The organism is Ignavibacterium sp. (assembly GCF_025998815.1).
Classification (GTDB): Bacteria; Bacteroidota; Ignavibacteria; order Ignavibacteriales; family Ignavibacteriaceae; genus Ignavibacterium.
Genome location: NZ_AP026678.1, coordinates 1,699,441 through 1,723,808, shown reverse-complemented (window position 1 = coordinate 1,723,808; position 24,368 = coordinate 1,699,441). Strand labels below are relative to the sequence as shown.

27 protein-coding genes are annotated in these 24,368 nt (G+C 33.8%); all 27 read left to right on the top strand.

What is annotated here, in order from left to right; genetic code table 11:
- The first annotated feature begins 72 nt into the window (after positions 1–72).
- The 27 genes from Q0X14_RS07460 to fliI all read left to right on the top strand — a co-directional run bounded on the left by Q0X14_RS07460 (position 73) and on the right by fliI (position 24,362).
- Positions 73–1,926 (top strand): hypothetical protein, encoded by a 1,854-nt coding sequence (locus Q0X14_RS07460; RefSeq protein WP_297844606.1) that lies wholly within the window; start codon positions 73–75, stop codon positions 1,924–1,926.
- A gap of 146 nt (positions 1,927–2,072) precedes the next feature.
- Positions 2,073–2,861 carry a flagellin gene (locus Q0X14_RS07455; RefSeq protein WP_297844603.1) on the top strand — a complete coding sequence of 263 codons (789 nt, stop codon included), beginning with the start codon at positions 2,073–2,075 and terminating at the stop codon, positions 2,859–2,861.
- Positions 2,862–2,926: 65 nt separating this feature from the next.
- The gene (locus Q0X14_RS07450) at positions 2,927–3,274 is read left to right on the top strand and encodes a flagellar protein FliS (RefSeq protein ID WP_297844601.1); all 348 of its coding nucleotides are present in this window, start codon (positions 2,927–2,929) and stop codon (positions 3,272–3,274) included.
- The gene (gene fliD, locus Q0X14_RS07445; protein WP_297844597.1) at positions 3,264–5,024 is read left to right on the top strand and encodes a flagellar filament capping protein FliD; all 1,761 of its coding nucleotides are present in this window, start codon (positions 3,264–3,266) and stop codon (positions 5,022–5,024) included. Before Q0X14_RS07450 ends, fliD begins: the two co-directional genes overlap by 11 nt.
- A 6-nt stretch (positions 5,025–5,030) precedes the next feature.
- A complete protein-coding gene (locus Q0X14_RS07440) occupies positions 5,031–5,348 on the top strand; it encodes a hypothetical protein (RefSeq protein WP_297844594.1) in 318 nt (105 codons plus the stop codon).
- Between the two features lies 1 nt (position 5,349).
- Complete coding sequence (locus Q0X14_RS07435) at positions 5,350–5,601, top strand: flagellar biosynthesis anti-sigma factor FlgM (protein ID WP_297844592.1); 252 nt, start codon at positions 5,350–5,352, stop codon at positions 5,599–5,601.
- 93 nt (positions 5,602–5,694) lie between these two features.
- Entirely contained in the window at positions 5,695–6,414 is a 720-nt protein-coding gene (locus Q0X14_RS07430; protein WP_297844589.1) for an ATP-binding protein, read from the top strand.
- Positions 6,404–7,801, top strand: coding sequence for a sigma-54 dependent transcriptional regulator (locus Q0X14_RS07425; protein WP_297844587.1), 1,398 nt, complete (start codon positions 6,404–6,406; stop codon positions 7,799–7,801). The genes Q0X14_RS07430 and Q0X14_RS07425 overlap by 11 nt, the downstream gene beginning before the upstream one ends.
- Positions 7,802–7,896: 95 nt before the next feature.
- Entirely contained in the window at positions 7,897–8,382 is a 486-nt protein-coding gene (locus Q0X14_RS07420; protein ID WP_297844585.1) for a chemotaxis protein CheW, read from the top strand.
- A gap of 67 nt (positions 8,383–8,449) precedes the next feature.
- Positions 8,450–8,833, top strand: a complete 384-nt coding sequence (locus Q0X14_RS07415; protein WP_297844582.1) for an energy transducer TonB — start codon at positions 8,450–8,452, stop codon at positions 8,831–8,833.
- Between the two features lie 14 nt (positions 8,834–8,847).
- Positions 8,848–10,989 (top strand): methyl-accepting chemotaxis protein, encoded by a 2,142-nt coding sequence (locus Q0X14_RS07410; RefSeq protein ID WP_297844580.1) that lies wholly within the window; start codon positions 8,848–8,850, stop codon positions 10,987–10,989.
- 185 nt (positions 10,990–11,174) lie between these two features.
- Positions 11,175–12,560, top strand: a complete 1,386-nt coding sequence (locus Q0X14_RS07405) for a HEAT repeat domain-containing protein (RefSeq protein ID WP_297844578.1) — start codon at positions 11,175–11,177, stop codon at positions 12,558–12,560.
- A gap of 10 nt (positions 12,561–12,570) precedes the next feature.
- Positions 12,571–13,479 carry a protein-glutamate O-methyltransferase CheR gene (locus tag Q0X14_RS07400; RefSeq protein ID WP_297844575.1) on the top strand — a complete coding sequence of 303 codons (909 nt, stop codon included), beginning with the start codon at positions 12,571–12,573 and terminating at the stop codon, positions 13,477–13,479.
- A gap of 5 nt (positions 13,480–13,484) precedes the next feature.
- Positions 13,485–13,850 (top strand): response regulator, encoded by a 366-nt coding sequence (locus tag Q0X14_RS07395; RefSeq protein WP_297844572.1) that lies wholly within the window; start codon positions 13,485–13,487, stop codon positions 13,848–13,850.
- 11 nt (positions 13,851–13,861) lie between these two features.
- Positions 13,862–14,251 carry a response regulator gene (locus Q0X14_RS07390; RefSeq protein WP_297844569.1) on the top strand — a complete coding sequence of 130 codons (390 nt, stop codon included), beginning with the start codon at positions 13,862–13,864 and terminating at the stop codon, positions 14,249–14,251.
- Positions 14,252–15,010: a hypothetical protein gene (locus tag Q0X14_RS07385; RefSeq protein WP_297844567.1), complete on the top strand. Its 759-nt coding sequence runs from the start codon at positions 14,252–14,254 to the stop codon at positions 15,008–15,010.
- On the top strand, positions 15,010–16,818 hold the full coding sequence (locus Q0X14_RS07380) for a chemotaxis protein CheA (RefSeq protein WP_297844563.1): 1,809 nt from the start codon (positions 15,010–15,012) through the stop codon (positions 16,816–16,818). The genes Q0X14_RS07385 and Q0X14_RS07380 overlap by 1 nt, the downstream gene beginning before the upstream one ends.
- A complete protein-coding gene (locus Q0X14_RS07375; RefSeq protein WP_297844559.1) occupies positions 16,808–17,917 on the top strand; it encodes a chemotaxis response regulator protein-glutamate methylesterase in 1,110 nt (369 codons plus the stop codon). The genes Q0X14_RS07380 and Q0X14_RS07375 overlap by 11 nt, the downstream gene beginning before the upstream one ends.
- Complete coding sequence (locus Q0X14_RS07370) at positions 17,886–18,131, top strand: hypothetical protein (RefSeq protein ID WP_297844556.1); 246 nt, start codon at positions 17,886–17,888, stop codon at positions 18,129–18,131. The genes Q0X14_RS07375 and Q0X14_RS07370 overlap by 32 nt, the downstream gene beginning before the upstream one ends.
- Before the next feature lie 253 nt (positions 18,132–18,384).
- On the top strand, positions 18,385–18,771 hold the full coding sequence (gene flgB / locus Q0X14_RS07365) for a flagellar basal body rod protein FlgB (protein ID WP_297844554.1): 387 nt from the start codon (positions 18,385–18,387) through the stop codon (positions 18,769–18,771).
- On the top strand, positions 18,768–19,265 hold the full coding sequence (gene flgC / locus Q0X14_RS07360; protein WP_297844552.1) for a flagellar basal body rod protein FlgC: 498 nt from the start codon (positions 18,768–18,770) through the stop codon (positions 19,263–19,265). Before flgB ends, flgC begins: the two co-directional genes overlap by 4 nt.
- 1 nt (position 19,266) lies before the next feature.
- A complete protein-coding gene (locus tag Q0X14_RS07355; RefSeq protein WP_297844550.1) occupies positions 19,267–19,509 on the top strand; it encodes a hypothetical protein in 243 nt (80 codons plus the stop codon).
- 1 nt (position 19,510) lies between these two features.
- A complete protein-coding gene (gene fliE / locus Q0X14_RS07350; RefSeq protein ID WP_297844548.1) occupies positions 19,511–19,801 on the top strand; it encodes a flagellar hook-basal body complex protein FliE in 291 nt (96 codons plus the stop codon).
- Positions 19,802–19,805: 4 nt separating this feature from the next.
- The gene (fliF, locus tag Q0X14_RS07345) at positions 19,806–21,404 is read left to right on the top strand and encodes a flagellar basal-body MS-ring/collar protein FliF (protein WP_297844546.1); all 1,599 of its coding nucleotides are present in this window, start codon (positions 19,806–19,808) and stop codon (positions 21,402–21,404) included.
- Positions 21,397–22,437, top strand: a complete 1,041-nt coding sequence (gene fliG, locus Q0X14_RS07340; protein WP_297844543.1) for a flagellar motor switch protein FliG — start codon at positions 21,397–21,399, stop codon at positions 22,435–22,437. Before fliF ends, fliG begins: the two co-directional genes overlap by 8 nt.
- Positions 22,430–23,056: a FliH/SctL family protein gene (locus tag Q0X14_RS07335; protein WP_297844540.1), complete on the top strand. Its 627-nt coding sequence runs from the start codon at positions 22,430–22,432 to the stop codon at positions 23,054–23,056. Before fliG ends, Q0X14_RS07335 begins: the two co-directional genes overlap by 8 nt.
- The gene (fliI, locus tag Q0X14_RS07330) at positions 23,046–24,362 is read left to right on the top strand and encodes a flagellar protein export ATPase FliI (protein WP_297844537.1); all 1,317 of its coding nucleotides are present in this window, start codon (positions 23,046–23,048) and stop codon (positions 24,360–24,362) included. The genes Q0X14_RS07335 and fliI overlap by 11 nt, the downstream gene beginning before the upstream one ends.
- Positions 24,363–24,368: the final 6 nt, after the last annotated feature.

Sequence of the window (24,368 nt, the reverse complement as noted above, 5' to 3'; positions counted from 1 at the left end):
TTATGGAAAAATTTTGCTAAAAAATTTGAGAAAATTTTCGATTATTAGCAGGGATAAAATATTCGAAATAACATGATAGAAGAGAAAACCACATTTGAACTGAATACGAATGATGACCGGAAGGTTGATCTTCTGATTGATTTTAACCGGATGAAAAAAAGTTATTTCGATTTTTATCTTTCAAGAAGAAAATCATTTCAGGAAAAAATCAGCGAGTATAAAAAGTTTTTTTCGCTGCAACTACCGGTTAATTTGGGTGAAGTTTTTATCACTGAGAATAATACTCCATTGCTTTGGCTTTTCGATAATCCTTTTGTTTTAGCTTATGAAAATGAGCTGAAAGAGAAATTATCACTCTTTAAAATCAAACATCTTAATCTGAAAAAATATTTTTATAAAGTTTTTACCAATGAAGATAGAAAGACTAGCGAAATAAATATTAACCTGTTTCTTGGTGCAGCAAAATCATTTTATGGAATAAATCATTTTTTTGTTCCTTTTTATAAAGCGATTGTATTTCTTTATGGCAGTAAAAATCCCGATCCGCTTTTATCACTTGAAGAATTGCGAAAAGCAGAATCAATGCTCGTAAATCTTGAACTTACTCAGAAAACCAAACAGGAATTATCATACTTTTTAAATTTATATTCTGCATTTGCACATCAAAAGATTGCTCAATACGATTCAGCAATAGAATATCTAAATGCTGCAATTGATATAAATCCTTTTGCAGTCACAGCACGATATTATCTTTTGGTTAACTCTCTATCATTAAGTGACTTTGAAACAGCAAATCATATAACAGAAAAATTATTTAAGCTAGACTTAGAAAGATTAAGATACTCTCTTGATGAATGTAACTCATTGATTTTTGATTATTGCATAACCAATCCAATAACGCCCAACTTTTTTGTGTCTAATGATCTCGCACCGATTAGCGTGATATTAGAAAAACTGATTACAGCAAATTTCAGTCATCAAATATCCAGTCAATCACTTGAAAAGAAGTTAAATAATTTGATGAATCTCAGATTGGACGATTATTATGATCAGACACTTAAAAGTAGTTACTCTTTTCTTAAATATATTTTTTTAGAGCAGAAGAATAGCTCAACAGTTTTTTTCAAAATGATTTTACCGGAAGTTGAGAAAAAATTTCTTTCTTCCGTAGAAACTTTGAAATCTCTGATTAGAGAAAAAGCTTTTGAAAATTGTTATCAGGAATTGAAATCATATGATGAGATTATTCAGGATACACTCAGAACAAAAGAGCAGCTTGAGAAAGAAATTGTTGAATACAAGAATGATTTGCAAAAAAAATTAGCTGACTCAATTAAAGCAGTTGAAGATTATACTGTTCAAGCAATTCAGGAGACTGAATACAATCTGACTCATGCTCACGAGATGGATAAGTTCAATCCAACAGTAGCTTTTAATAATACTATGATATATAACCTGGTTGTATCAGTTATAGTTTTTCTGATTGGTGCAATAGCGGGATACTTTAACAATTCTCACATAAGTTCCTTGGAATTTTATGAAATGCTCAGCTCAGTGCTGATAACAGGCGCTAAATGGACTTCCATAACATTTATTTTCGGTGTAGTTGTTGCATCAGGTATCTCTGTTTTTGTGCTGGCTGAGAAAGCTACATACAAACAAAATCTTAAGAGAAAAATAAATGAATTAAAGAAAGAAAAAGAACTAAGCATTGATATGCTTAAAAAGGAAGCAGCCAGAAAAGAAAAATCAATGTCAGAAAATCTGAATGAAAGAATTGAAACATATAAAAGAAGAATTGAAGAACTGAAAATTGAAAAGTTAGAAAGAGAGAAACACCTCAAATCAAAAGCTGAAGAAAGTATTAAACCTCTGATGGAAAAAATCGATAATGCAATTGGAATTAATTATGAGCAAAAGAATTGAGAAATATTATAGAATATCTGATAACAGCTATAAACTAATAATTGTTGAGTGCGATAATAAAATTGAAAATAAAAATTCTTAATTAACTAAATAAAAACAAGCAAGGATGCTTGTAATTTAATAAACAAAATACATGGAGGTTCACAATGGCGTTCCAAATCAACACCAACCTTGATGCGTTAAAAGCTTACAATGCTCTTGTAAAGGTTAACGCACAAACAACCAAAGCTCAGCTGCGTCTTGCAACAATGAAGAAAATCAACAGTGTAGCTGACGACACTTCCGGCTTCAGAGTAAGCAAAGAACTCGAAGCTGAAAACTTCAAGTACAATGCTCAGTTAAACAACATTTCATCTGCAAAGAATTTGCTATCAACTGGTGAATCAGCTTTAATGCAGGTTCTTGATAAATTAAACCAGATTGAAGCTAAACAGGAAGATGCAAAAGATCCATTAAAGAACTCTGCTGCACTTTCTGAAGATGTTAAAGTTCTTGCTGATGAAATTGAAAACATTCTGACCAATACAAAAATTAACGGTTCTGATATTCTTGCAAGTTCAAACTTCGATTTCGGTGCAGGAACAACTCTTACCGTTAATATTGGTGCTCAGATCGGTAATAACTCTGCAACAATTACCGCTTTACAAAACACAAGTGGTGGTGCTAACTTAACTCAAAGTATTACAACATTCAGAGATAACATTAAAACAGCTTTGGGTTACATTGGTAATAGAATGCAGACATTTGAGTCGCGCGAAGATTTCATTACCGCGTCGATTACAAACAACTCAGCTACAATTTCCCGTCTGGTAGATGCTGATATGGCAATGGAGCAATTGAATGCTACTAAAGGTCAGATCGGAACGCAGATTGCAACAGCAATGCTGGCTCAGGTTAATGTTGGTCCGCAAAGCTTACTCGGCTTGTTCAGATAATTTAGTTGATTCAGGGGAGACCCCCGCAGAATAATGCGGGGGTTATTTTTAAAAAGGGATGAAAAATGCAGAATACAGCAACTTACAGAACAAATAAACTTAATACTTACTTAGCAAATGAGATTTTAAATTCCAGTCCGGAAAAATTGTTAATCAAAGTTTTTGATTTTGCAATTGTAAATTCTCAGAAACACGACATTGTTAAAACCAATGAAGCAATTCAGCAGCTTATAAATGCTTTGCGATTTGATAATGAAGAAATGAGTGCTATTTCTTCGGGGCTTCTGAGGTTATATCAGTTTTGTCAGGATCAGATGAGAAAACACAACTATGATGTTGTAAAAGAAATCCTTGTTCAGTTAAGAGAAACCTGGATTACGGTGTTTAATCAGGTGAAATCTAATGGCTATTGATCTGCTAACAACTTCAGGCATTAATTCATTTATAAACTCTTACATTCAGACTGAGAGTGCAAAGAGGATTTCGCCCTTAAAAACAAAACAGTCTAAATACAATAATTTATCCACAGCTTACAGTAATCTATTAAGCAATATTGATAAACTTAAAAGTTCTCTTTCAACCTTAAAGCTGAGGGATTCTTCATCGATATTTCGTGCAAAGAAAGCAGAATCTTCAAACACAAATTTAGTCTCTGCAACTGCTGGTTCTGGTGCCGATGAAGGAACATTTACACTTAGAACAAATCAACTAGCAAAGAATGATACTTTGCTTTCGATAGACAGAAATTCAGATTCATATTCTTCAATTAATTCACCAGGCACTTATTCATTTACAATCAAAACAGGCGATGGTTCCGGTTCATTTTATTTAAGTAATGTTAGTGTCACTTTAGAGGAATCTGATTTTAACAATGGAAATATTTCTTATTCCTCTTTAGCAGATAAAATTAAAGCTGCTGTTAAGGATGATAAAGCGGTTATAACTTCAAATGCTGTTAATGGTTATTTCGCTTCTTCCGGTTCTTTCAAATTAAATCTTGGTGGAACTGAAACTGAAATAACTTACTCAGAAGGAAACTATGAGGATGTGATTGATAGTATTGTTACACAGATAAATAATATCAGCGGCGTAATAGCAGAAAAAATTGTTGATAATGGAAATGTTCAATTAAAGATAACGGCTGTAAATTCATCAAAATTTATTCAACTTAAAGACGACACAGGTTCACTTTTGACACAATTGGGGGTGTCATCGAACAAGGAAATTGCGGCTTCTGGCGTTATTTCTGCCTCTACTTTCTCTCCCGTTGTCGGAAGCACGCAATTTTCTATTTCTTCAAAAAATACCGGCTATAATTTCAGAATAATGGAAATTTCTGATGATAATCCGAATGGCTTGCTTAATGAATTTGGAATTAATCTTGGAACAAACAGACAGGCATTCGTCCAGAATGAAAGTGGAGAGGACACAGCAGGATTTGTTCACAACGAATCTGAACTGAGTGCAAAATTCTTATTTAACGGAATTGAAATTCAGCGTGATTCAAATACAGTTTCCGATTTAGTTAATGGAGTTACAATAACTCTCAAATCAGTTTTTACTTCAAACGATCCTGATGTTGTGATATCCGTTGGAACTGATGTTGCAAGTATAAAATCGAAAATTGAATCTTTCATTAATTCTTTTAATGAGCTTTATTCTTATCTGAGAAAAAATTCATCTTCAGTTTCAGGACAAAGGGGAATATTATTCGGAGATTCTACAACTTCAACATTAACAAATATCCTGAGTTCTTCAGCTTACCTGCCGTTAAGTGGTTTTTCAAGCGATGTGATCAATTCACTGTCAAAGTTAGGGATTACATTTGATGTAAATAATGGATTATCAGTTTCAGATTCATCACAACTCGAATCAGCAATTTTGAGTCGCACTTCAGAAGTTGAATTATTCTTTAATGATACAAACGGTTTTGCTGAAACGCTTTATTCAAAAATTAATTCTTACTCCGGTGCTAATGGTTATATTCAACAAGCTATTTCAAGATTGGATACAAATCTTACTCAATTGAATGATTCGATTACTCGAATCCAGACTCAGATAAATAAAAGTGCTGAGAATTTGAGAAAACAATATCAGAAGCTTCAGTCACAGTTGGCTGAACTACTTTCCTCACAAAGTCTTTTCACGAATTATTTAGGGTAAAACTTAATGATACATTTTGATAAACATGAATTGGTTAGTGAGCTGGAAAAAATTGCTGAAGAACTAAATAATCTGGACGAAAATAATTTTGAGGAAAAATTTCCGGAGCTAAAGAAAAAAATGTGCGAAATGCACGAAATAACAGAGAGAACATACTATTTGTATTCAGAAGCAGACCAGGAAAAAATTTCTAATGCCTCTAAACTTATCAAAGAAGCTTTCGATAATGTATTGAGAAAATGGATGGACCGTTCGGAAGAAGTTAAAAATGAATTAGATTTGTGTATGAAACAGAAAAAAATTTTAAGCTATAAGAGGTTTTAATATGGAAATCAAAGGAATAACTCCCAAAACGATTATTGTTGATGAAAGCAAAAACAATAAGTCAGTAAAAAAAGAAGTTCAGAAAAAAGATTCACTTGAAATCTCAAAAGAAGCAAAAGAACTTCAGCAGAAAAGTGAACAGATAAAGGACTTATCTGCTATCAGAGAGAAAATCAAATCAGGATTTTATAACACTGATGAAGTCCTTAATAAAGTAGCAGATCGTATCCTGAAAGAACTAAACAGTAAATAGTTGTAAAAACTTTTTACAATCTAGCTTCATTTTAAAAATTTTTTGTCAAAAAATATTTACTCTTAAACTCCAACCATTTATTTTTGTCATTGTATGAACAATGACGAAATCTTTTCTCATAAACTTTTCCTATTGGGGAAATTCACTGCAAGCCTTATTCACGAAATAAGGAATCCTTTATCTGTAATAAAGATGAATCTTGAATTCCTCAATATGCTGAAAGGTGAATTACCACCTGAAGCAATTGATAGCGTCCAGTCCTGTGTCGAAGCAACTAACAGAATGATTTTCCTTATTGAAAATTTTTCTGACTTTTCTAAAAAGCATCCCTCTGAAATGAGCATCTGCAATGTTAACGAGATTACTCAAATTGCTGTTAACATTTCCCAGGTTAATGCGAGTCGTTTAAATCTTTATATTGAAACAGATCTTTCTCCAGCCCTTCCATCAATCTATTTTCATAAAGATAAAATGCTTCATGTTTTTCTAAATCTTCTGAACAATGCCATTGAAGCTGATAATAAATCAGATAGAATTTATGTGCGAACTTATTTACGCAACATTGATGATAAGCAAAAGATTGTTTGGGAAATTGAAGATAGTGGAACAGGTATAGATTACGAACTTGGTGAAAAAATCTTCACTGATTTTTATACAAGCAAGAAAAAAGGCACCGGGCTTGGTTTGGGTGTCTGTAAAATACTTTTAGAACAATACAATGCTGAAATACATTTCGAAAGTGAACCGGGCAAAGGAACAAAATTTTTTGTATTTTTCGACACCAGTTCACTAAGGAATGGAAATGTTAAATAAAATACTTATCATTGATGACGACGAGCTCGTCTGCCAGTCTCTAAAAAAAATATTAGTAAAACTCGGCTATCAAACTGAGTACACTACCGAAGCTGATTTTGCTCTCGACAAAATTGAGCAATTCGACCCGGATTTAATTCTTCTTGATATTTATCTTACTACTATGAATGGACTTGATTTGCTTAAACAAATCCATTCAAAATACTTTAACATTCCTGTTATAATGATTACTGCTTTTGCTGATGTAAACATAGCAGTAAAAGCAATGAAGCTTGGTGCTACTGAATTTCTTTTAAAACCAATTGATATTGATCAGCTAAAGATTACAATTGATAAAGCAATTACCACTAAAAATTTAAAAGCCGAAGTTGAAAGACTTAGTGAGATTGTTAAAGAAGACATATTAACAAAAGAATACTTCGGGAAAAGTAGTAAGATTCAAAAAGTAGTTAGCGCTGTTGAAAAGCTTGCTAAAAGTCCTGATACAACTATTCTGATTGAAGGTGAAAGCGGAACCGGCAAAGAAATGATTGCAAAATTTATTCATCAGAATAGTCCACGGAAAGATGGACCATTTATTCGTATAAACTGTTCTGCAATACCGCGGGAATTAGCTGAAAGCGAATTGTTTGGACATGAAAAAGGTGCATTTACCGGTGCATTACAAAAAACCAAGATGGGAAAATTTGAACTTGCATCCGGTGGTACAATTTTACTCGATGAAATTGCAGAACTATCGCCCGAGATGCAGGCAAAGCTTCTTAGAGTGCTTCAGGAAAAAAAATATTTCCGTCTCGGAGGTGAAAAGGAAATCGAAGTTGATGTTCGGGTTTTAGCCGCTACAAATAAAAAACTTGAAGATGAAGTTAAGAAAGGAAATTTCAGAGAGGATCTTTTTTATAGATTGAATGTTGGTCAGGTTACAGTTCCACCTTTGCGTGAAAGGAAAGAAGACATTCCATTTCTTGCATATTCTTTTCTTCAGGAGTTTGCAAAGAAATTCGATAAACAAATAAAAGGTTTTGATGCAGGCGCACTCGAAATTCTGACGGAATATCCATGGAAAGGAAATATCCGTGAGCTTCGAAATGTTATTGAAAGAGTAACTCTTCTCCTGGAAGAAGATGAGGTTAAAGAAAAACACCTTCATTTTCTTAAATCGGGAGTTGCTGAAAGTGCAGTAAGTGAAGACAAATTTATTCTGAAAATTCCTGCAAAAGGAATTGCAATTGATGTAGTATTAAAAAAGCTTATTGAAGATACACTTAGAATAACAAATGGGAATCAGGTTAAAGCTGCAAAAATTCTTGGCTTATCCCGTTCAAAACTTCGGTACAGAATGGAACAACTTGGGATTGAAGTAACAAAAAACATTCAGCATAACTAAAATATCTCCCGCCTCTAAACTTTTTCCGGATTATTCCGATAATCTGATGCAGAGAAGTGTAGCTTTGCATCAATTTTCAGGTTATCGGAGAAATGATGGAAATTCTCGAATCCAGTAAATCGTCGACTTCAGAAATTCTTCAGCTTGTTAGTTTCATTATTGGCAATGAAGAATACGCAGTCGATATATTTTATGTCAAAGAAATAAACCGACTTTCGCACATCACAAAAGTTCCAAATGCTCCTGAATTTATTGAAGGCGTGATAAACCTTCGCGGAAGAATAATTCCGGTTATTGACCTTCGTATTAAAATGGGTTTGCCTAAAAAGGAGAACGATAAAGATTCCCGGATAATTGTAATTGAGGATGAAGACCTTCTCGTTGGATTTTTAGTTGATTCAGTTAGAGAAGTGATTCGCATTCCGAAAAACATTATTGAAGAGCCACCGGAGATTGTAACTTCAAGTAAAACGGATTTCATAAGTTCAGTCGGAAAACTCGATGACAGATTACTGATACTAATTGATCTTAAAAAAATTCTTTCAAAAAATGAACAAAATAAACTTAAAGAAGTTGTTTAAAATTAGTTTACTGATTTAATAAATAAACTGTTGTTTCGATAATCAAATAGTTAAATGAGGTTTAAATATGAAAATATTTTCTTTATTGATTTTCACTTTACTGATATTTGTTAGTTCTAACTTTGCTCAGGCTGAAGTTAGCAGTGACGATGGTTATCTTGCATTTGCCCAGGTAATGCCTGAGCCAGTTGAAGGTTTGCCTGCCGTGATTAAGAAAATCCAATATCCAACTATCGCAAAACAAGCTGGTCTTGAAGGAAAAGTTTTTGTGATGGCTTATGTGGATGAGAAAGGAAATGTTGATGATGTTAAAGTTCTAAAGGCTATTGGTGGAGGATGTGAAGAAGAGGTGATAAAAGTTTTAAAGGCAACAAAATTTAAACCTGGTATGAATAACGGTCAACCAGTCAAAGTAAAAACATCATTATCCTTTGCTTTCAAACTAAAATAATAATTTGAATTGCCATGAAAGAAAAAATTAAAAAATTATTAAACACACAAAACTGGACATTCAGGAGAAAAGTTGAAGTAGCATTTTTCGCTTTAGCTGCAGTTTCAACTCTGACAATATTTTTTGCTTTGTTTAACCTTATAAGATTGTCCGATAACAATGCTGAGACAACAAAACAGTATGTTGTCCCTTCAGAAAAGTTGAATGAAATATATCAGGCATTTCAGCATCAACAATTTCATTTGATGAAATTTTCTATTCCCGAATACAAAGAAAAATTTCAGGAAAATATTGCTGATGTTCAACTCAACAGGAAATTGATTGATAGTCTTGTAACAGAATTTAAAAAAGTTGCATCAGATGAAAATATCAAAAAGTACTCAGATGAAATAGAAAAAACATTTAAGGAATATAACAATCTTGTGGTTGATGCGACATTGAGCGCAGCAGCAATGCAGGACTTTGAAATGGCCTCAATGATTGCCTCAACTAGCGGCGATGAAATCGGTGGTAAACTGAATCAGAGTATCAGAAATATCTTTGACTATCTTAATGCAAAGAAAGCAGGGCTTGATGATTCAACAAGCAACATTCTGACTTTATCAATTTATTTTATTGCATTTATGGTAATTATTGGTACTCTCCATTTTCTATTCACATTTATGAGAATTATTCCTTCTCTTGTTAAACCAATTAATTTAATGCTTGGAGCAATCGAAAGATTTTCATTGGGAGATTTTGAAAATGCAATCGAATACAAGCAAAATGATGAATTTGGACAGATTGCTCAGGGACTGAACAGACTAAGAGAAGCAACTTTAGAAAAAATAAAAGCAGCAGACCGGATTGCCGAAGGTGATCTGAATGTTGAAATAAATGTGCTTTCTGAAAAAGATTGTTTGTCGAAAAGCTTCAATAAGATGAAAGAAAATATTTCTTATCTTATTAAAGAAGGACAAAAATTAACTGAAGCTTTAGCTGAAGGTAAAAGCAGAACCAGAGCTAATGCCGAACATCTTCTTGGAGCTTATAAAGAAATATTACTTGGCTTCAACAAGGCGTTGGATGAAATATATATGCCACTGGCTGATGCGATGGATGTTTTGAGAAAAATATCTGCCGGAGATTTAACAGTTCGTTTAACAAAAGAATACAAAGGCGATCATCAGCTAATAAAGTCAAGTATAAATCAGGTTACTGACTCTTTAAGCACGGCTATTACTCAGGTTACCGAAGCAGTTGAATCAACAGCAAGTGCAGCGAATCAGATTCTTTCGAGTACAGAGGAAATGGCTGCAGGAGCACAGGAACAATCACAACAAACTGCAGAAGTTGCAAATGCAGTTGAAGAAATGGCTAAAACAATTATTGAAACCACCAGAAATACAGTAGCTGCTGCCGAAGCTTCTAAAGGTGCCGGTGAAGTAGCTCGCGAAGGTGGAATAGTTGTGCTTGAAACCATTGAGGGAATGAACAGAATAGCTGATGTTGTTAAACGAAGTGCTGACACTGTTACTCAGCTTGGTAAAAACAGTGATCAGATTGGTGAGATTATACAGGTTATTGAAGATATTGCTGATCAAACAAATCTATTGGCACTTAATGCCGCAATTGAAGCTGCGAGAGCAGGCGAGCAGGGCAGAGGTTTTGCAGTAGTAGCTGATGAGGTTAGAAAATTAGCTGAACGAACTACCAAGGCAACTAAAGAAATCGCTTCTATGATTAAGCAAATTCAAAAAGATACCAAATGGGCAGTCGAAGCGATGAATGAAGGTAAATCTGAGGTTGAAAAAGGCAAAGAAAAAGCTGAGCAAGCCGGAAGATCACTTGAAAAAATTATTGTCGAGTCTGAAAGAGTTGTTGATATAATTTCTCAGGTTGCAGCAGCAAGTGAACAGCAATCAAGCGCTTCGGAACAAATAAGTAAAAGTCTTGAATCAATCTCAAATGTAACTCATCAGAGTGCTGCCGGAATCCAACAAATTGCCCGCGCTGCAGAAGAACTTAACAATTTAACTTTAAATCTGCAGAACCTCGTTTCTGCGTTCAAAATTGAAAAGGTTGAAGAATTTAATAAAAGGCAGGGGAGAGCCAGGGGGAGAGAAGAAAAAGGTGAGATGTTTGTTAAACATAACGGAACATTTCACTTTAAATAACTCATTCTCTTCTTGAAAGGGGTGAACTTTCACCCCTTTTTTATTTTGCTCAAATATTCTCACTTGGCTAATAATAATCAGTTCTTTTTTGAGTTAAGAGATTTTAATAGGAAAAATTCTGATTTTCTTTGCGGCATTAAAGTTGCCAAAATGCTTTGTTAGTAAAGTAAGTGTTTATTAGTCTTATGACGAAAACAAAAATTTCTACAGAAATAATAGATGAAGTATTCCAGTCAGGAAACATTGATGCTCAGATAGATTTCCTGGATCAACTGGAATGTGAAGAGTATGATCCTGCTGTTGCTACACATCTTTGTTCATATCTGCAAAATAAAGATAAAGGACTAAGAAGCGCTTTAAGTCATTTCTTAAAAAATCGTCAATGCTATCTTGTTGCTGATAAGCTTACTGAATTTATTGCTTCAGATGATATTAGTTTGAGAAATATTGCCGGAGAAATTTTAATTTCTTATGGCCAGTATGCAGTTGATTCCCTGATAAAGTTTCTTAAAAAAACTAAAGATGTTATTGATTTAAAATTTGCTGCTGATATACTTGCAGAAATTCACGACAAAAAAGTGGAGAAAGCAGTATTAGAACTTATCAATAACACGGAAAATGAAAATGTTCTGATTTCATATATCGAAGCTTTGGGTAATAACCGAAGTATTCAGGCTGTTGATTTGCTGATTTCTCTTTATGATAAAAGTGAAATTCTCAAACCATACATTATCAATTCTTTAGGGAAAATTGGAACAGTTAAAGCATTTAACTTTATTATTCAAAAATACAATGATGAAGATGACTTAGTTAAATATATGATAATAGAAAGTTTGGGTGATATTGGTAATGAAGAATCTTTTTTCTTCCTTTTATCTGAATTACAAAATGCAAGCTTACCTTTTATTCCACCAATTGTAGAAGCAATTTATAAATTACATGTAAGATATGGATTTGATGTTCCATTTGATGAAAAAATTAAAAGAGCTTTGTTAGTAATGCTGGCAAATAAAGAAAATGAATATCGAAAAATTGGTGCAAAACTTCTTAATGAATTTGATGATAACGAAATAATTTATGAAGCTCTTAAATATTATGGAATTGATCCTGAGTATGATGGAATTATCTATCATAAATTGTTGATAAACAAAGAACTTGTCTTAAAACAAATTTCAATTCTGATTAAAAACGATGTACAAAATATTTCTCATTTACTTAAGCTGGTCGATGAATTTATTCAGCAAGAACCAGATTTGATAAAAGAATTGAATGAGTTTGAACTTCATAAATTAATGGACTCTATCTCACGATGTCTTAATCATTCCGATGAAATGGTCAGATTATCAACTATTGAATTATTATTTAAGCTTGATGCTGACACAGCCATAATGTTATTGGATAATGATTTTCTTAATGAAAATTTCTGGATAAAATTAAGGTTGACTGAATTACTCGAAAATATTGATAATCAAAACTCTTATTCTTTTCTCGAAAAACTTGCTGAAGATGAAAATGAAATGGTAAGTCAGCGAGCTAAAGAGATACTGATGATTAAAAAAAATATTAACTGAAGCAATCTCATTGAAAATAGAGACATTAAATAGTGCTGTTAAAACCGGTGAGTTCATTTCAGAAAAGAACAATGATAAGCTTTTCATTGAGATGTCCTATGAATTATTCTCTCAGTGGAGGACATTCATCTACGAAAAAACCGGAATCTATTTCCAGGATAATAAAAAGTATTTGCTCGAGAGCAGATTGATGCGTCGGCTTCTTCATCTTAAAATGAATAGTTACCAGGATTATTTTAACTTCGTTAAAAACACACCACAAGGCAAATACGAGCTTCGCTATTTGTATGATGCAATAACTATCAACGAGACTTTCTTTTTTAGAAATCAGGCACAACTTGATGCGTTGGTACTTAAGGTAATTCCTGAACTGATAACTGAAAAAAGAAAAAGCAGCCAAAGTAAAATTAAAATCTGGAGCGCTGCTGTATCTTCAGGTGAAGAAGTATATTCAATTGCGATGATGATAAATGACTTTATTGGACATAAATATCCTGATTTTGAATTTGAACTTATAGGAACAGACATAAGCAATACTGCGCTTGAAGCTGCAGTTAAAGGAGTATACGGTGAGTATTCGGTAAGAAATGTTCCAATTCAATTCCTTAAAAGATATTTCAGAAAAGCCGATAATTATTATGAAATATCGCCAATGATAAAAGGTATGGTTGAATTCAGATATCTTAATCTTTACGAAGATATCGGAATAATAGGATTGGGTAATGTTGATGTGATTTTCTGTGCTAATGTATTAATCTATTTTGATCAGAATTCGAAAATAAAAGTAATAAATAATCTGTATCGGACGCTCAACAAAAACGGATATTTGTTTATTGGTTACTCTGAGTCATTGCACGGAATAAGCAAGGCATTCAGACTTATTAGCTTTCCAAAAACTGTTGGATATAAGAAGGAGTAATAAAGGTGAAGAAAACCATAATGGTGGCTGACGATTCACCAATAATAAGAAAGCTGATAACATTTTCATTGTCTATTAAAGGATATGAAATTATCAGTGTAAATGATGGAATGGAAGCTCTGGAAATTCTTCCAAGAGAGAATATTGATTTACTGATTACAGATCTCAATATGCCTAATGTGGATGGATTTGAACTGATAAAAGCGGTAAGAGAGAATGATGAACTTAAGCATACACCGATAATTGTTTTATCAAATCTTTCTGAAACTGATGACATCGAAAGAGCGCTTCAATTTGGAGCTGATTCATATTTAATAAAACCATTTGAGCAAAAAACAATACTTAATGAAGTTTCAAAATATTTAAACTAATCGGAGAAGTTATGAACCTTAAATTTTTGGTTGTTGATGATTCAGTTACAATGCGTCGTATTGTAATCAATTCACTTGCGAATCTAAACTATCTTGACTATGTGGAAGCAAGTGATGGAAAGGATGCATTGGCAAAGCTTGAATCTAATCCTGATATCAACTTTGTTATTACTGACTGGAATATGCCAGAAATGTCCGGACTTGAGTTAGTAAAAGCCATTCGTTCAGATGAAAGATTCAGTGAATTACCAGTTTTAATGGTAACCACAAGAGGTTTGAAGAATGATATTATTGAAGCTCTGAAAGCAAGAGTAAATAATTACATTCTCAAACCATTTACCCCTCAGGTACTTCGGGAAAAAATTGAACAGATTCTTTCAACAACAATCACGGAGAAGTAGATGAGCTCTGACACAGTAATGACCAGATTATTCGAAAAGTTGAATGATCTGAAAGCAATTTTTATGTATTCGGAAAAATTGATTCCGGTAATCCAAAGTTTAATTGATTTTATGCGGGATACAATTCCGCTGCTCGAAAATATTAATCATTCAATAACTGACAGCGCATCCAAAATTCCAAAAGTAACTCATCAGATAAATAATGTTACTAATGCAACCGAGCTTGCAACAAACGAGATTCTCGATCTTGTAGATAAAGTATTGAATGAAACCAGTCATTCAGAATCAATGCTCGAAAGACTTCTTGAACTTGAAAAAGAAAAAGCAGAGCTGATAAGAGAAGTTGCAATGGAATCAAACTCACCAAGAGCAGTTGAGTTGTTGCAGAAGTATGATGAGAAATATGACAACTCAGCCCGAATTGAAGTATTGCTTGGAGTTATAAAGAATGTAAAGGAATATGCAAATAGCATTACAATTTCATTGCAGGTTCAGGATATTACAGCACAGCAATTAGCTGCGGTAAATCATCTGATTGATTCAGTTCAGAAAAAACTTGGTTCACTAATAAATGATATTGAAAAAAGTCATATCAAATCATCAGATGATCTGCAGATTCCATTTGAAGAAAGTATGACTTTCGATCCGAATGCGAGATATCAGAACGGAAATTCATCTCAACAGTTAGTTGATGATGTAGTTACAAAGAAAATTAATGCATCCACTCAGGAAGAAATTGATAAACTGTTTCGGAAATAATGAGTAAATCTGAAATAAATCCGATGCTCACAGATCCCGAAATGAAGGAGATCGTTGATAGCTTTCTGATTGAATCAAAGGAAATAATTGATTCTCTTGATGTGGATTTAATCGAACTGGAAAAAAATCCGACTGATGAAAACCTTTTGAATAAAGTTTTCCGTTCATTTCATACAATTAAAGGTTCATCCGGATTTCTTAATCTGAATAAACTTACCTCATTAACACATCGTTGTGAAGATATTCTTAACAAGCTCAGAAAGAAAGAAGCTTCACTTGATTCGATGGTGATGGATTCGATTCTACTTGGTTATGATAAGATGAAAGAATTACTGAACTCTATTGAAACAAATCATAATGAAGATGTTGAAATAGAAAATGTTATTCAAAAACTTCAGACAACAATTTCTAAACTTGGTAATAAGAATAAAGAACTGATTCAAATAGTCGAGACACAAAAAAGTAAAAGAGGCAGAAAGAAAAAAACTGAAGAAAAGATACTTGTCGAGGCGAAGAAAGATTTAGCTGTAACGAAAGTTGAGGAAACTTCGAAACAAGTTCAATCCGAAGAACAAAAATCAGAAACAGAGAATACTAACCAGGAAAATAAAAAAGCAGATAATTCAATTCGTGTTGATGTTGAAAAACTTGATGAACTATTAAATATGGTTTCTGAACTTGTGCTGGGTAGAAATCGACTTGCGCAGATAAATCTTGAAGTCTCAAGAGAATTTGAAGGAACGCAACTTGCCCGCGAACTTGAAGACACTACAAAGTTAATTGATATGATGACGAACGAATTACAGCAATTAGTAATGAAAACAAGAATGGTTAAGATTGGTAAAGTATTCAACAAATATCCTCGACTTGTAAGAGACTTATCTAAAACTGCTAATAAGAAAATAAATCTGATAATCGAAGGTGAAGAAACAGAACTTGATAAAACTCTTATTGAGGAAATTAACGATCCTCTTGTTCACATATTAAGAAACAGTATCGATCACGGAATTGAAAAAGAAGAAGACAGAATTAAAGCTGGTAAAAATCCTGTTGGAACAATAAAATTGAATGCTGAACACGAAGGGAATAACATAATCATCACTATTGAAGATGATGGAAAAGGAATTGATCCTGAAGTGATAAAATCCAAAGCAATTAGCAAAGGATTAATATCTCAACAAAAAGCAGATGAATTATCAAAACAGGATTTACTTAATCTGATTTTTCTTCCCGGATTTTCTACCGCTGAGGTTGTAACAAACATTTCGGGAAGAGGAGTTGGAATGGATGTGGTTAAAACGAATGTAACAAAGTTAAGAGGAATGATAAACCTTGAATCAACAGTCGGAGTTGGAACAAAAATTCAGATAAAGCTGCCTCTAACTTTGGCAATTATAAGCGGAATGATTGTAAAAGTTGATAAAGAACAATTCGTTATTCCACTTAACTCGGTTATTGAAGTAATAAGAGTTCATTCAGAAAATGTTTATTCCATTAATAATAAACCTGTAATAAAACTTCGTGACAGAATTATTCCTCTTGTTTCTTTAAGGCAAGTTGTATTAAATCAAACTGAGCAATCTGAAAATAACATTTGGCAATATGTTGTTATTGTTGGTCTGGCAGAAAGACAAGTCGGAATTGAAGTTGATGAATTATTAGGACAAAAAGAAATTGTAATTAAATCTCTTGGCAGTTATATCGGAAGAGTTCCGGGAATTGCCGGTTCAACCATAATGGGTGACGGAACAGTAATTTTAATTCTTGATATCAACGAACTGATAAATAAAACTCAGCATGACAAATAGCAGAAAAATAAAAGTACTCGTTATTGATGACTCAGCTTTTATGAGAAAAACACTTTCTTTTATGTTAGAAAGTGCAGGTGATATTGAAGTTGTTGCTACAGCAAAAAATGGTTTGGAAGGTTTTGAATTAATAAGAACTCATCAACCGGATGTTGTTACTCTGGATTTCGAAATGCCAGGTTTGAACGGACTGGAAACTCTTGATAAAATTATGAAAGACTTTCCTGTTCCGGTTTTAATGGTAAGTTCATTTACCACCGAAGGTGCGGATGTTACAATCAAAGCATTGTCTTTAGGAGCAGTTGATTTCTTACCTAAAGAGCCAAGTGCCGTTGCAAGCGGAGTAATGAAAATAAAAGATGAACTGATTGATAAGATCCGAAATATTTATAAGCAAACTTCAATTGCAACCAGACTTAAACGAATATCAAATATTACAGTTGGTGAGAGAAAAACCACAACAAAAACAATTCAAGCCAAAGACTGGATTCCGTCATTTGATATTAAAGCAATTCTAATCGGAATTTCAACAGGAGGACCTTTATCGCTTCAGAAGGTTATTCCTCATTTACATGCTCATCTGCCAGTTCCAATTGTTATTGTTCAGCATATGCCACCAATGTTTACCAATTCATTGGCTGAAAGGTTAAACAAGTTAAGCGAGTTAACAGTAATAGAAGCAGCAGATAATGATTTGCTTGAATCTTCAAAAGTCTATTTCGCTCCTGGAGGTAAACATTTATTTGTATCCCAGACTTCCGGACGTGTATCTATAAAAATTTCAGATTCTCCCGATAATACATTGTACAAACCATGCGTTGATGTAACATTAAATTCAATGATAGATGTTTTTGGTAAGAATGTTCTTCCTATCATAATGACAGGTATGGGCAAGGATGGTTTGGAAGCAGTAAAAAGATTAAAGCGAATAGGTGGTTATGCTTTTGCTCAGGATGAAGACAGCAGTGTAGTTTATGGAATGCCAAGAGCAATAGTAGATAGTCAATTAGCTGATTTGATTTTACCTTTGGATAAAATCGCTTATCAGATAAATAAAATATTTAAATATGAGTATTCTTATGCAGGAAATGTTGTTTGAAGTTATAAACTCAAATGGATTAAAAAGCGGAAAGAATGTTATCAAATCCGAAGAGCTTCAACTCGAAGGAAAAACAAAGATTTCTTTTGAGGAAGACGATATTGATGGAATAAAGATCGTCCTTAATAAAGATGAGAATAACAATGTCCGTGAAATAAAATTTATCTGCAGTTGCGGACAAACAAAATCAATCATACTTGATTACGGCGAATAAATTTTACGCATAGCATAGCTCCCTCCGATGAGCCGCCTTGCTTAGGTAAGGCGGTTCCTCTCTTTTTATTCACTAAGAGTTCAGAAATTATTATTTGAAATTTAATTACCCTCAGTTCAACTAATGAGCAATAACTAACAGTTGTTTATAATTAGCCAACCAGCATTCAGAAGAAATAAAAAATCACACAATCTAAATGTCTTTTTGCGTGGTATCATATTTGTCACTGCCTTAACAAAACAAGTTGATTGAAATGAGTACACAAACAATAAAACTACTTGAAAAATTTATTGATTACTGTTCGGTAAAGAACAAAGTAATCAGTAAAAACATTGCAAACATCGGTACTGAAAATTATAAGAGAGAAGATGTTTCTTTCCAGGAAATGCTCGACACAAAAATGAATCAGATGAGAACCACGAGTCCAAAGCACATCAGTTTTCTCCCGATGAGTGAAACTCAGTTTCAGATTTACAAAGATAAAGGAATGGAAAATGTTTCTGGTGTTAACAATGTGGATATTGATAAAGAAATGTCCGAGCTAGCTGCTAATGCACTTCTCTTCAGATTCTCTTCGAAAAAAATTGGCGATTACTATCGCGGTCTTCAAAATGTAATTAAAGGCGGAGGTAAATTATGAAAATCGGTGATAACATTCTGGGCTTTGGAATCAGTGCAAAAGGGTTGAGCGTTCAAAGAAAGAAAATGAATCTTATTGCAGAAAATCTTGCAAACGGAAACTCTGTTAGAACTGCTGATGGTCAGCCAGTAAAAAGAAAAATTCTTAATGTAACTCAGAAGAAAAATGTTCTAAACCATCAAGTGGTTGATTTTTCCAAAACAATGAAACTTGCTACGACAAATCCAAATCATATTTCAAATCCGACACTAACCACAAACAAAACAAGTTCAACTTCGGACCTCGAATTCAAAGTAACCGAAGACAATACTCCTGGTGATATTGTTTATATGCCTGAACATCCAAACGCAGATGAAAACGGTTATGTGCAGATGTCTAATATCAATACTATTACAGAAATGATTGATATGATTGCAGCTTCAAGAAGTTATGAAGCTAATCTCACAGCATTTAATGCATCAAAGCAAATGGCAAAAGATTCATTGGAGATATAAAATGAAAATCGGACAAGGCGCAAATCAGAATTTTATCAATAACATTTCCGTAAACAGCAGAATAAACCGTACATATTCTCAGAATGTTAAATCATCTGAAGAAGTTTTAAACGAAAAAGAAAAACAATTCTTTGCACAAATGTTTCCGGATAAAAGTTCTGAGATAATGGAATACAGCTTTTATGGAAAATCCGGAAAACTTAACAACATTAAGATTGGCTCACACTTCGATAGGAGAGGTTAAAATGGCAATAGAATCAATCGGTGGAAAACTTCCTTCGTTAATTCAGGAAGTTCAAAAACAATCTAAAGATATTTCCGGATTCGGAAATGTGCTTGGGGAATTTATCGGTTCAGTAAATGATGATCAGTTAAAGTCATCCGAGATAACAAAAGATTTTATAAATGGTGATGGAGTTGAAATTCACGAAGTAATGATTGCCGGAGAAAAAGCAAAAACAAGTCTCGAACTTCTGATGGAAATCAGAAATAAAACAATTGATATGTATCGCGAACTAACAAGAATGTCAATTTAATATTATGAGTAAAAATCCAACCGAAGCATTAACAAAAGCTTTAAACTCACTTTCACTTCAGCAGAAAGTACTCATCGGCGGAACTGCTGTAATCACATTGGTTCTTATCATTATTCTTGTCAATATGATGAATGAACCTTCTTATTCAGTATTGTATTCAAATCTTGCTCAGCAGGATGCTTCAAAAGTTGTGGAGTATTTAAGTGCTCAGAAGATTCCCTACAAGATAGAAGATAACGGAACTGTTATTAAAGTTCCTAAAGATAAACTGTACGAAACCAGATTAGAATTAGCTGGAAAAGGAATTCCCACTTCCGGAACAATAGGTTATGAGTTATTTGACAAATCAACGATGGGAATGTCTGACTTTATGCAAAAATTAAATTACAAAAGAGCACTTGAAGGCGAACTTGCCAGAACAATACTTGGACAAGATGGAGTCGAAGGTGCAAGAGTTCACATTGTCTTTCCTGAAAGAACCATTTTCCGTGATGAACAAAAACAACCAACAGCTTCAATCGTTCTGAAGTTAAGAGATAATTACAAACTGCAGCGAACCAGTGCAATGGCTATTGTGAATCTTGTTGCAAGTGCTGTTGAAGGGCTATCAACAAATAACATCACTTTGATTGATACTCACGGAAGATTGCTTTGGAAAGAAGATAGTGACGGAACAATGACAGTTTCATCGGGCAAACAATATGAAATTAAAAATTCTGTAGAAAGTTATCTGGCGCAAAAAGCACAAACAATTCTTGATAATGTTCTCGGTTATGGAAATGCACTTGTTCAGGTTAATGCTGAGTTAAACTTTGACCAGGTTGAAAAAACTATGGAGCTTTATGATCCTGAGTCGCAAGTTGTGGTTAGTGAGCAAACATTAAAATCCACAAATGTCGGAAAAGCAATCGGAGATACTTCTGCTCAATCAACAGAAAATGTTACAACAAATTATGAAATAAGTAAAACTGTTCAGCGGGTAGTTGAAGGAACAGGAAATATTTTAAGATTAAGTGTTGCTGCAGTGATAAATGATGTACCAAAGCAGGTGGAAAAAGATGGTAAAACAGTAATTGAATATGTACCACGATCACAGGACCAGATTCGTAAACTTGAAGAATTAATTAAAAGTGCTGTTGGAGTTAATCCGGAAAGAAATGATCAGGTTTCGATAGTCAATATTCCGTTCGAAACAAAACCAACTGACGAATTGGTGGAAGAATCATCTCCTTGGTTTGAAGATGCAAACGGAATCTCAAATCTTGTTCTGGTTCTTCTGGCAATAGGTGCTTCAATATTTCTGCTGAGAGGATTAATGTCAAAACTTAAAAGTGAAAAAATATTCTTAGGAACCATTCCGAGTGAATTAAGTCATGCTGCAGCAGGAGGAGGTGCAACAATGTTAACTTCTAAACATTTACCTGGTGCACTTAACGAAATTAAAAAGAAGAAAGATCTATTACCTATCGGAGACATTGAAGATGAAATAACAGATGAAGCAATAAGAAAGAAAACCAGACAGGAAAAAATTCAAAACTATGTTTCAAAAAATCCAACTGAAGCAGCAAAACTAATTAATACATGGTTGCACGAAAATGAATGAACAACAATTCAAAGATGATGTCCTTAGCAAGGACCAGATAAACGGAATTCAGAAAGCTGCATTGTTAATGATTGCGCTTGATATTGAAACGGCAGCTTCTGTACTTAAGTATCTTGATCCTGAACAGGTTGAAAAGATTTCTGCAGAGATTACTCGCGTAAAAAATATTCCATCAAAAGTTGTTGATTCGATAATGCAGGATTTTTATGATATGGTTACGGCAAGGGAATATGTACTTGAAGGTGGTTTGGAATATGCACAAGCAATACTTGAAAAATCATTTGGAATGAATAAAGCAATCGAAATTGTTGATAAAGTAAAATCTCTCACAACACTTAAAGGTTTTGATGTTCTTAAGAAAGCTGATTCTGTGCAACTCGTTTCATTTCTAAGTAAAGAACATCCGCAGACGATTGCTCTTATTTTATCACATCTCAATCCAGACCAAACAGCCGAGGCACTTAAAGAGCTTTCTCCGGAACTTAGGGCTGATGTTGCTTACCGCATTGCAACACTTGGTAAAGTTTCTCCACAGACTTTAAAGCAAATTGAAAAAGTTGTTGATGAAATGGCTGGTACAACTCTAAGTCAATCAGTCAGCAAAATCGGTGGGTCAAAAAGTCTGGCAAATATTCTTAATCGCTTGAACCTTAATCTTACAAAAGAAATACTTGAACAGATTGAGATTAACGATCCGGATGTTGCTGCTGAAGTTAAAAGACTGATGTTCATGTTCGAAGACATAATTAACATTCAGGATAAAGACATTCAGAAAATTCTTAAAGAAGTTGACCGCAAAGATCTTGCACTTGCATTAAAAGTTGCTGATGATGCTCTACGTAATAAAATATTCTCAAATATGTCTGAAAGAGCTGCTGACCTGTTGAAAGAGGAATTGCAGTATATGGGTATGGTAAAACTTAAAGAAGTTGAAGCTGCTCAATCGAAGATTATTGATATTATAAAAAGTCTTGAAGAAAGTGGCGAAATATCTCTCAATATGCGTGGCAGCAAAGAGGATGTGTATGTCTAATGTTATCAAGCTAAATGGTAAATCAGCAAGAGTGAATGTAAAGATTAGTGAAGAATCATTTGCACCAATTGAGAATGAAAAAAAGGATAATTCACTTGAGCTGGAATTGCACAACAGATATGTGACTGGCTTTAATGATGGGTTAAAAGATGCAACGAACAGATTGCAAAAAGAGTATTCTGAAAAGCTAAGAGCAAAGTACAATCAGCTCGATGAACTTATGAATCATCTGGCTGAACAATCACAAAATCAAAAAGAAATTTTCAGCCAACTTGTAATTGAAACATCATTTGCAATTGCTGAAAAAATAATTCAAAGAGAGATTGAAAAAGAATCAAACATTTTGAGTGTAATAGAAACTTGCTTGAAAAAAGTGCTGACGGCAAACAGCATTCTCATCAAACTCAATCCGGAAGATTTAGAAGTTGTTTCAAATGATCTGAAAGAATTAAACAAAAGCGTTGATGTTTCAAAAATCAAATTTGAAAAAGATGAAATGATTGAAAAAGGTGGTTGCCTTGTTGAAACAGAAATCGGAAATGCTGACGCACGTATCTCTTCCCAACTAAGTGAATTAAAAAGAAAACTTGAACAAAAGAACGAACAAGATGATAACTGAGCTTGCAGAAAAATATAAACACGTTATAAAAAATACTGATACAATCAAACTCAGCGGAAAGGTAAGTGATGTAATTGGATTGGTGATTGTTTCAGTCGGTCCAAATGTATCACTCGGTGAAGTATGTTCAATTATAGATAGAAACGGAAATGAAGTTTGTAAATCAGAAGTTGTTGGTTTCAAAGATGGAAAAGTTCTCTCGGTAGCTTTAGGAGAAGTTCATAACATTTCGCCAAAGTCAGAAATTATAGCTGAAGGCAAAACATTCTCTGTTGGAGTTGGGAAAGAATTACTTGGAAGAGTTATTGACGGTCTTGGAAATCCGATAGATGGAAAAGGAGAATTGAATGTTTCTTCATACAGATCAATTTATCGGGAAGCACCAAATCCGTTACACAGAAAAAGAATTGATACACCATTGCAAACGGGTGTTCGTGCAATTGATGGATTACTTACAATCGGCAAAGGACAGCGAATGGGAATTTTTGCTGGTAGTGGTGTTGGCAAAAGCGTTACGCTTGGAATGATTGCGCGCAATACTAACGCAGATGTTAATGTTATTACACTTATTGGTGAAAGAGGAAGAGAAGTAAGAGAATTTATCGAAAGAGATTTGGGTGAAGAGGGATTGCAAAGATCAGTTGTAGTAGTTGCAACGAGCGATAAGTCAGCCTTGATCAGAATGAAAGGAGCATACATCGGAACAACGATTGCGGAATACTTTCGTGATCTTGGGATGGATGTTTTACTGATGATGGACTCGGTAACAAGATTTGCAATGGCTCAAAGAGAAATAGGACTTGCAATTGGTGAACCACCAACAACCAAAGGTTATACACCAAGTGTATTCGCAACCTTACCAAAACTTTTGGAAAGAGCTGGTACTTCTGATAAAGGTTCTATCACTGGTTTATATAATGTTCTTGTTGATGGTGATGATTTGACAGAGCCAATCGCCGATGCTGTTCGCTCGATACTTGATGGACACATTGTTCTTTCTCGACGGCTTGCAAACAGCGGTCAGTTTCCGGCTGTTGATCCTTTGCAGAGTGTAAGCAGAGTGATGCCTGATATAACATCAAACGAGCACAGAGAAAGAATAAAAATATTTAACGAAATACTTGCAACTTATAAAGAAGCTGAAGACCTTATAAATATTGGAGCTTATGTGAAGGGAAGTAATCCGGCGATTGATCATGCTCTCTCAAAAATTTCTCAGCTTAAGTCTTTCCTGCGACAGGATATGTTTGAAAAAACAGATTTCGATTCAACAATTAAAAGATTAAATGAAATTATTCAATTGTAGATAAAC

Excerpts from the sequence above, each read along its gene's own strand:
- fliE (WP_297844548.1), top strand. The coding sequence starts at position 19,511 with ATGGCAATAGAATCAATCGGTGGAAAACTTCCTTCGTTAATTCAGGAA.
- Q0X14_RS07440 (WP_297844594.1), top strand. The coding sequence starts at position 5,031 with ATGATACATTTTGATAAACATGAATTGGTTAGTGAGCTGGAAAAAATT.
- Q0X14_RS07335 (WP_297844540.1), top strand. The coding sequence starts at position 22,430 with ATGTCTAATGTTATCAAGCTAAATGGTAAATCAGCAAGAGTGAATGTA.
- Q0X14_RS07450 (WP_297844601.1), top strand. The coding sequence starts at position 2,927 with ATGCAGAATACAGCAACTTACAGAACAAATAAACTTAATACTTACTTA.
- Q0X14_RS07385 (WP_297844567.1), top strand. The coding sequence starts at position 14,252 with ATGAGCTCTGACACAGTAATGACCAGATTATTCGAAAAGTTGAATGAT.
- fliF (WP_297844546.1), top strand. The coding sequence starts at position 19,806 with ATGAGTAAAAATCCAACCGAAGCATTAACAAAAGCTTTAAACTCACTT.
- Q0X14_RS07410 (WP_297844580.1), top strand. The coding sequence starts at position 8,848 with ATGAAAGAAAAAATTAAAAAATTATTAAACACACAAAACTGGACATTC.
- Q0X14_RS07460 (WP_297844606.1), top strand. The coding sequence starts at position 73 with ATGATAGAAGAGAAAACCACATTTGAACTGAATACGAATGATGACCGG.
- fliD (WP_297844597.1), top strand. The coding sequence starts at position 3,264 with ATGGCTATTGATCTGCTAACAACTTCAGGCATTAATTCATTTATAAAC.
- Q0X14_RS07370 (WP_297844556.1), top strand. The coding sequence starts at position 17,886 with ATGAGTATTCTTATGCAGGAAATGTTGTTTGAAGTTATAAACTCAAAT.
- flgC (WP_297844552.1), top strand. The coding sequence starts at position 18,768 with ATGAAAATCGGTGATAACATTCTGGGCTTTGGAATCAGTGCAAAAGGG.
- Q0X14_RS07355 (WP_297844550.1), top strand. The coding sequence starts at position 19,267 with ATGAAAATCGGACAAGGCGCAAATCAGAATTTTATCAATAACATTTCC.
- Q0X14_RS07375 (WP_297844559.1), top strand. The coding sequence starts at position 16,808 with ATGACAAATAGCAGAAAAATAAAAGTACTCGTTATTGATGACTCAGCT.
- Q0X14_RS07390 (WP_297844569.1), top strand. The coding sequence starts at position 13,862 with ATGAACCTTAAATTTTTGGTTGTTGATGATTCAGTTACAATGCGTCGT.
- fliI (WP_297844537.1), top strand. The coding sequence starts at position 23,046 with ATGATAACTGAGCTTGCAGAAAAATATAAACACGTTATAAAAAATACT.
- Q0X14_RS07415 (WP_297844582.1), top strand. The coding sequence starts at position 8,450 with ATGAAAATATTTTCTTTATTGATTTTCACTTTACTGATATTTGTTAGT.
- Q0X14_RS07380 (WP_297844563.1), top strand. The coding sequence starts at position 15,010 with ATGAGTAAATCTGAAATAAATCCGATGCTCACAGATCCCGAAATGAAG.
- fliG (WP_297844543.1), top strand. The coding sequence starts at position 21,397 with ATGAATGAACAACAATTCAAAGATGATGTCCTTAGCAAGGACCAGATA.
- Q0X14_RS07405 (WP_297844578.1), top strand. The coding sequence starts at position 11,175 with ATGACGAAAACAAAAATTTCTACAGAAATAATAGATGAAGTATTCCAG.
- Q0X14_RS07435 (WP_297844592.1), top strand. The coding sequence starts at position 5,350 with ATGGAAATCAAAGGAATAACTCCCAAAACGATTATTGTTGATGAAAGC.
- Q0X14_RS07420 (WP_297844585.1), top strand. The coding sequence starts at position 7,897 with ATGGAAATTCTCGAATCCAGTAAATCGTCGACTTCAGAAATTCTTCAG.
- Q0X14_RS07455 (WP_297844603.1), top strand. The coding sequence starts at position 2,073 with ATGGCGTTCCAAATCAACACCAACCTTGATGCGTTAAAAGCTTACAAT.
- Q0X14_RS07430 (WP_297844589.1), top strand. The coding sequence starts at position 5,695 with ATGAACAATGACGAAATCTTTTCTCATAAACTTTTCCTATTGGGGAAA.
- flgB (WP_297844554.1), top strand. The coding sequence starts at position 18,385 with ATGAGTACACAAACAATAAAACTACTTGAAAAATTTATTGATTACTGT.
- Q0X14_RS07425 (WP_297844587.1), top strand. The coding sequence starts at position 6,404 with ATGTTAAATAAAATACTTATCATTGATGACGACGAGCTCGTCTGCCAG.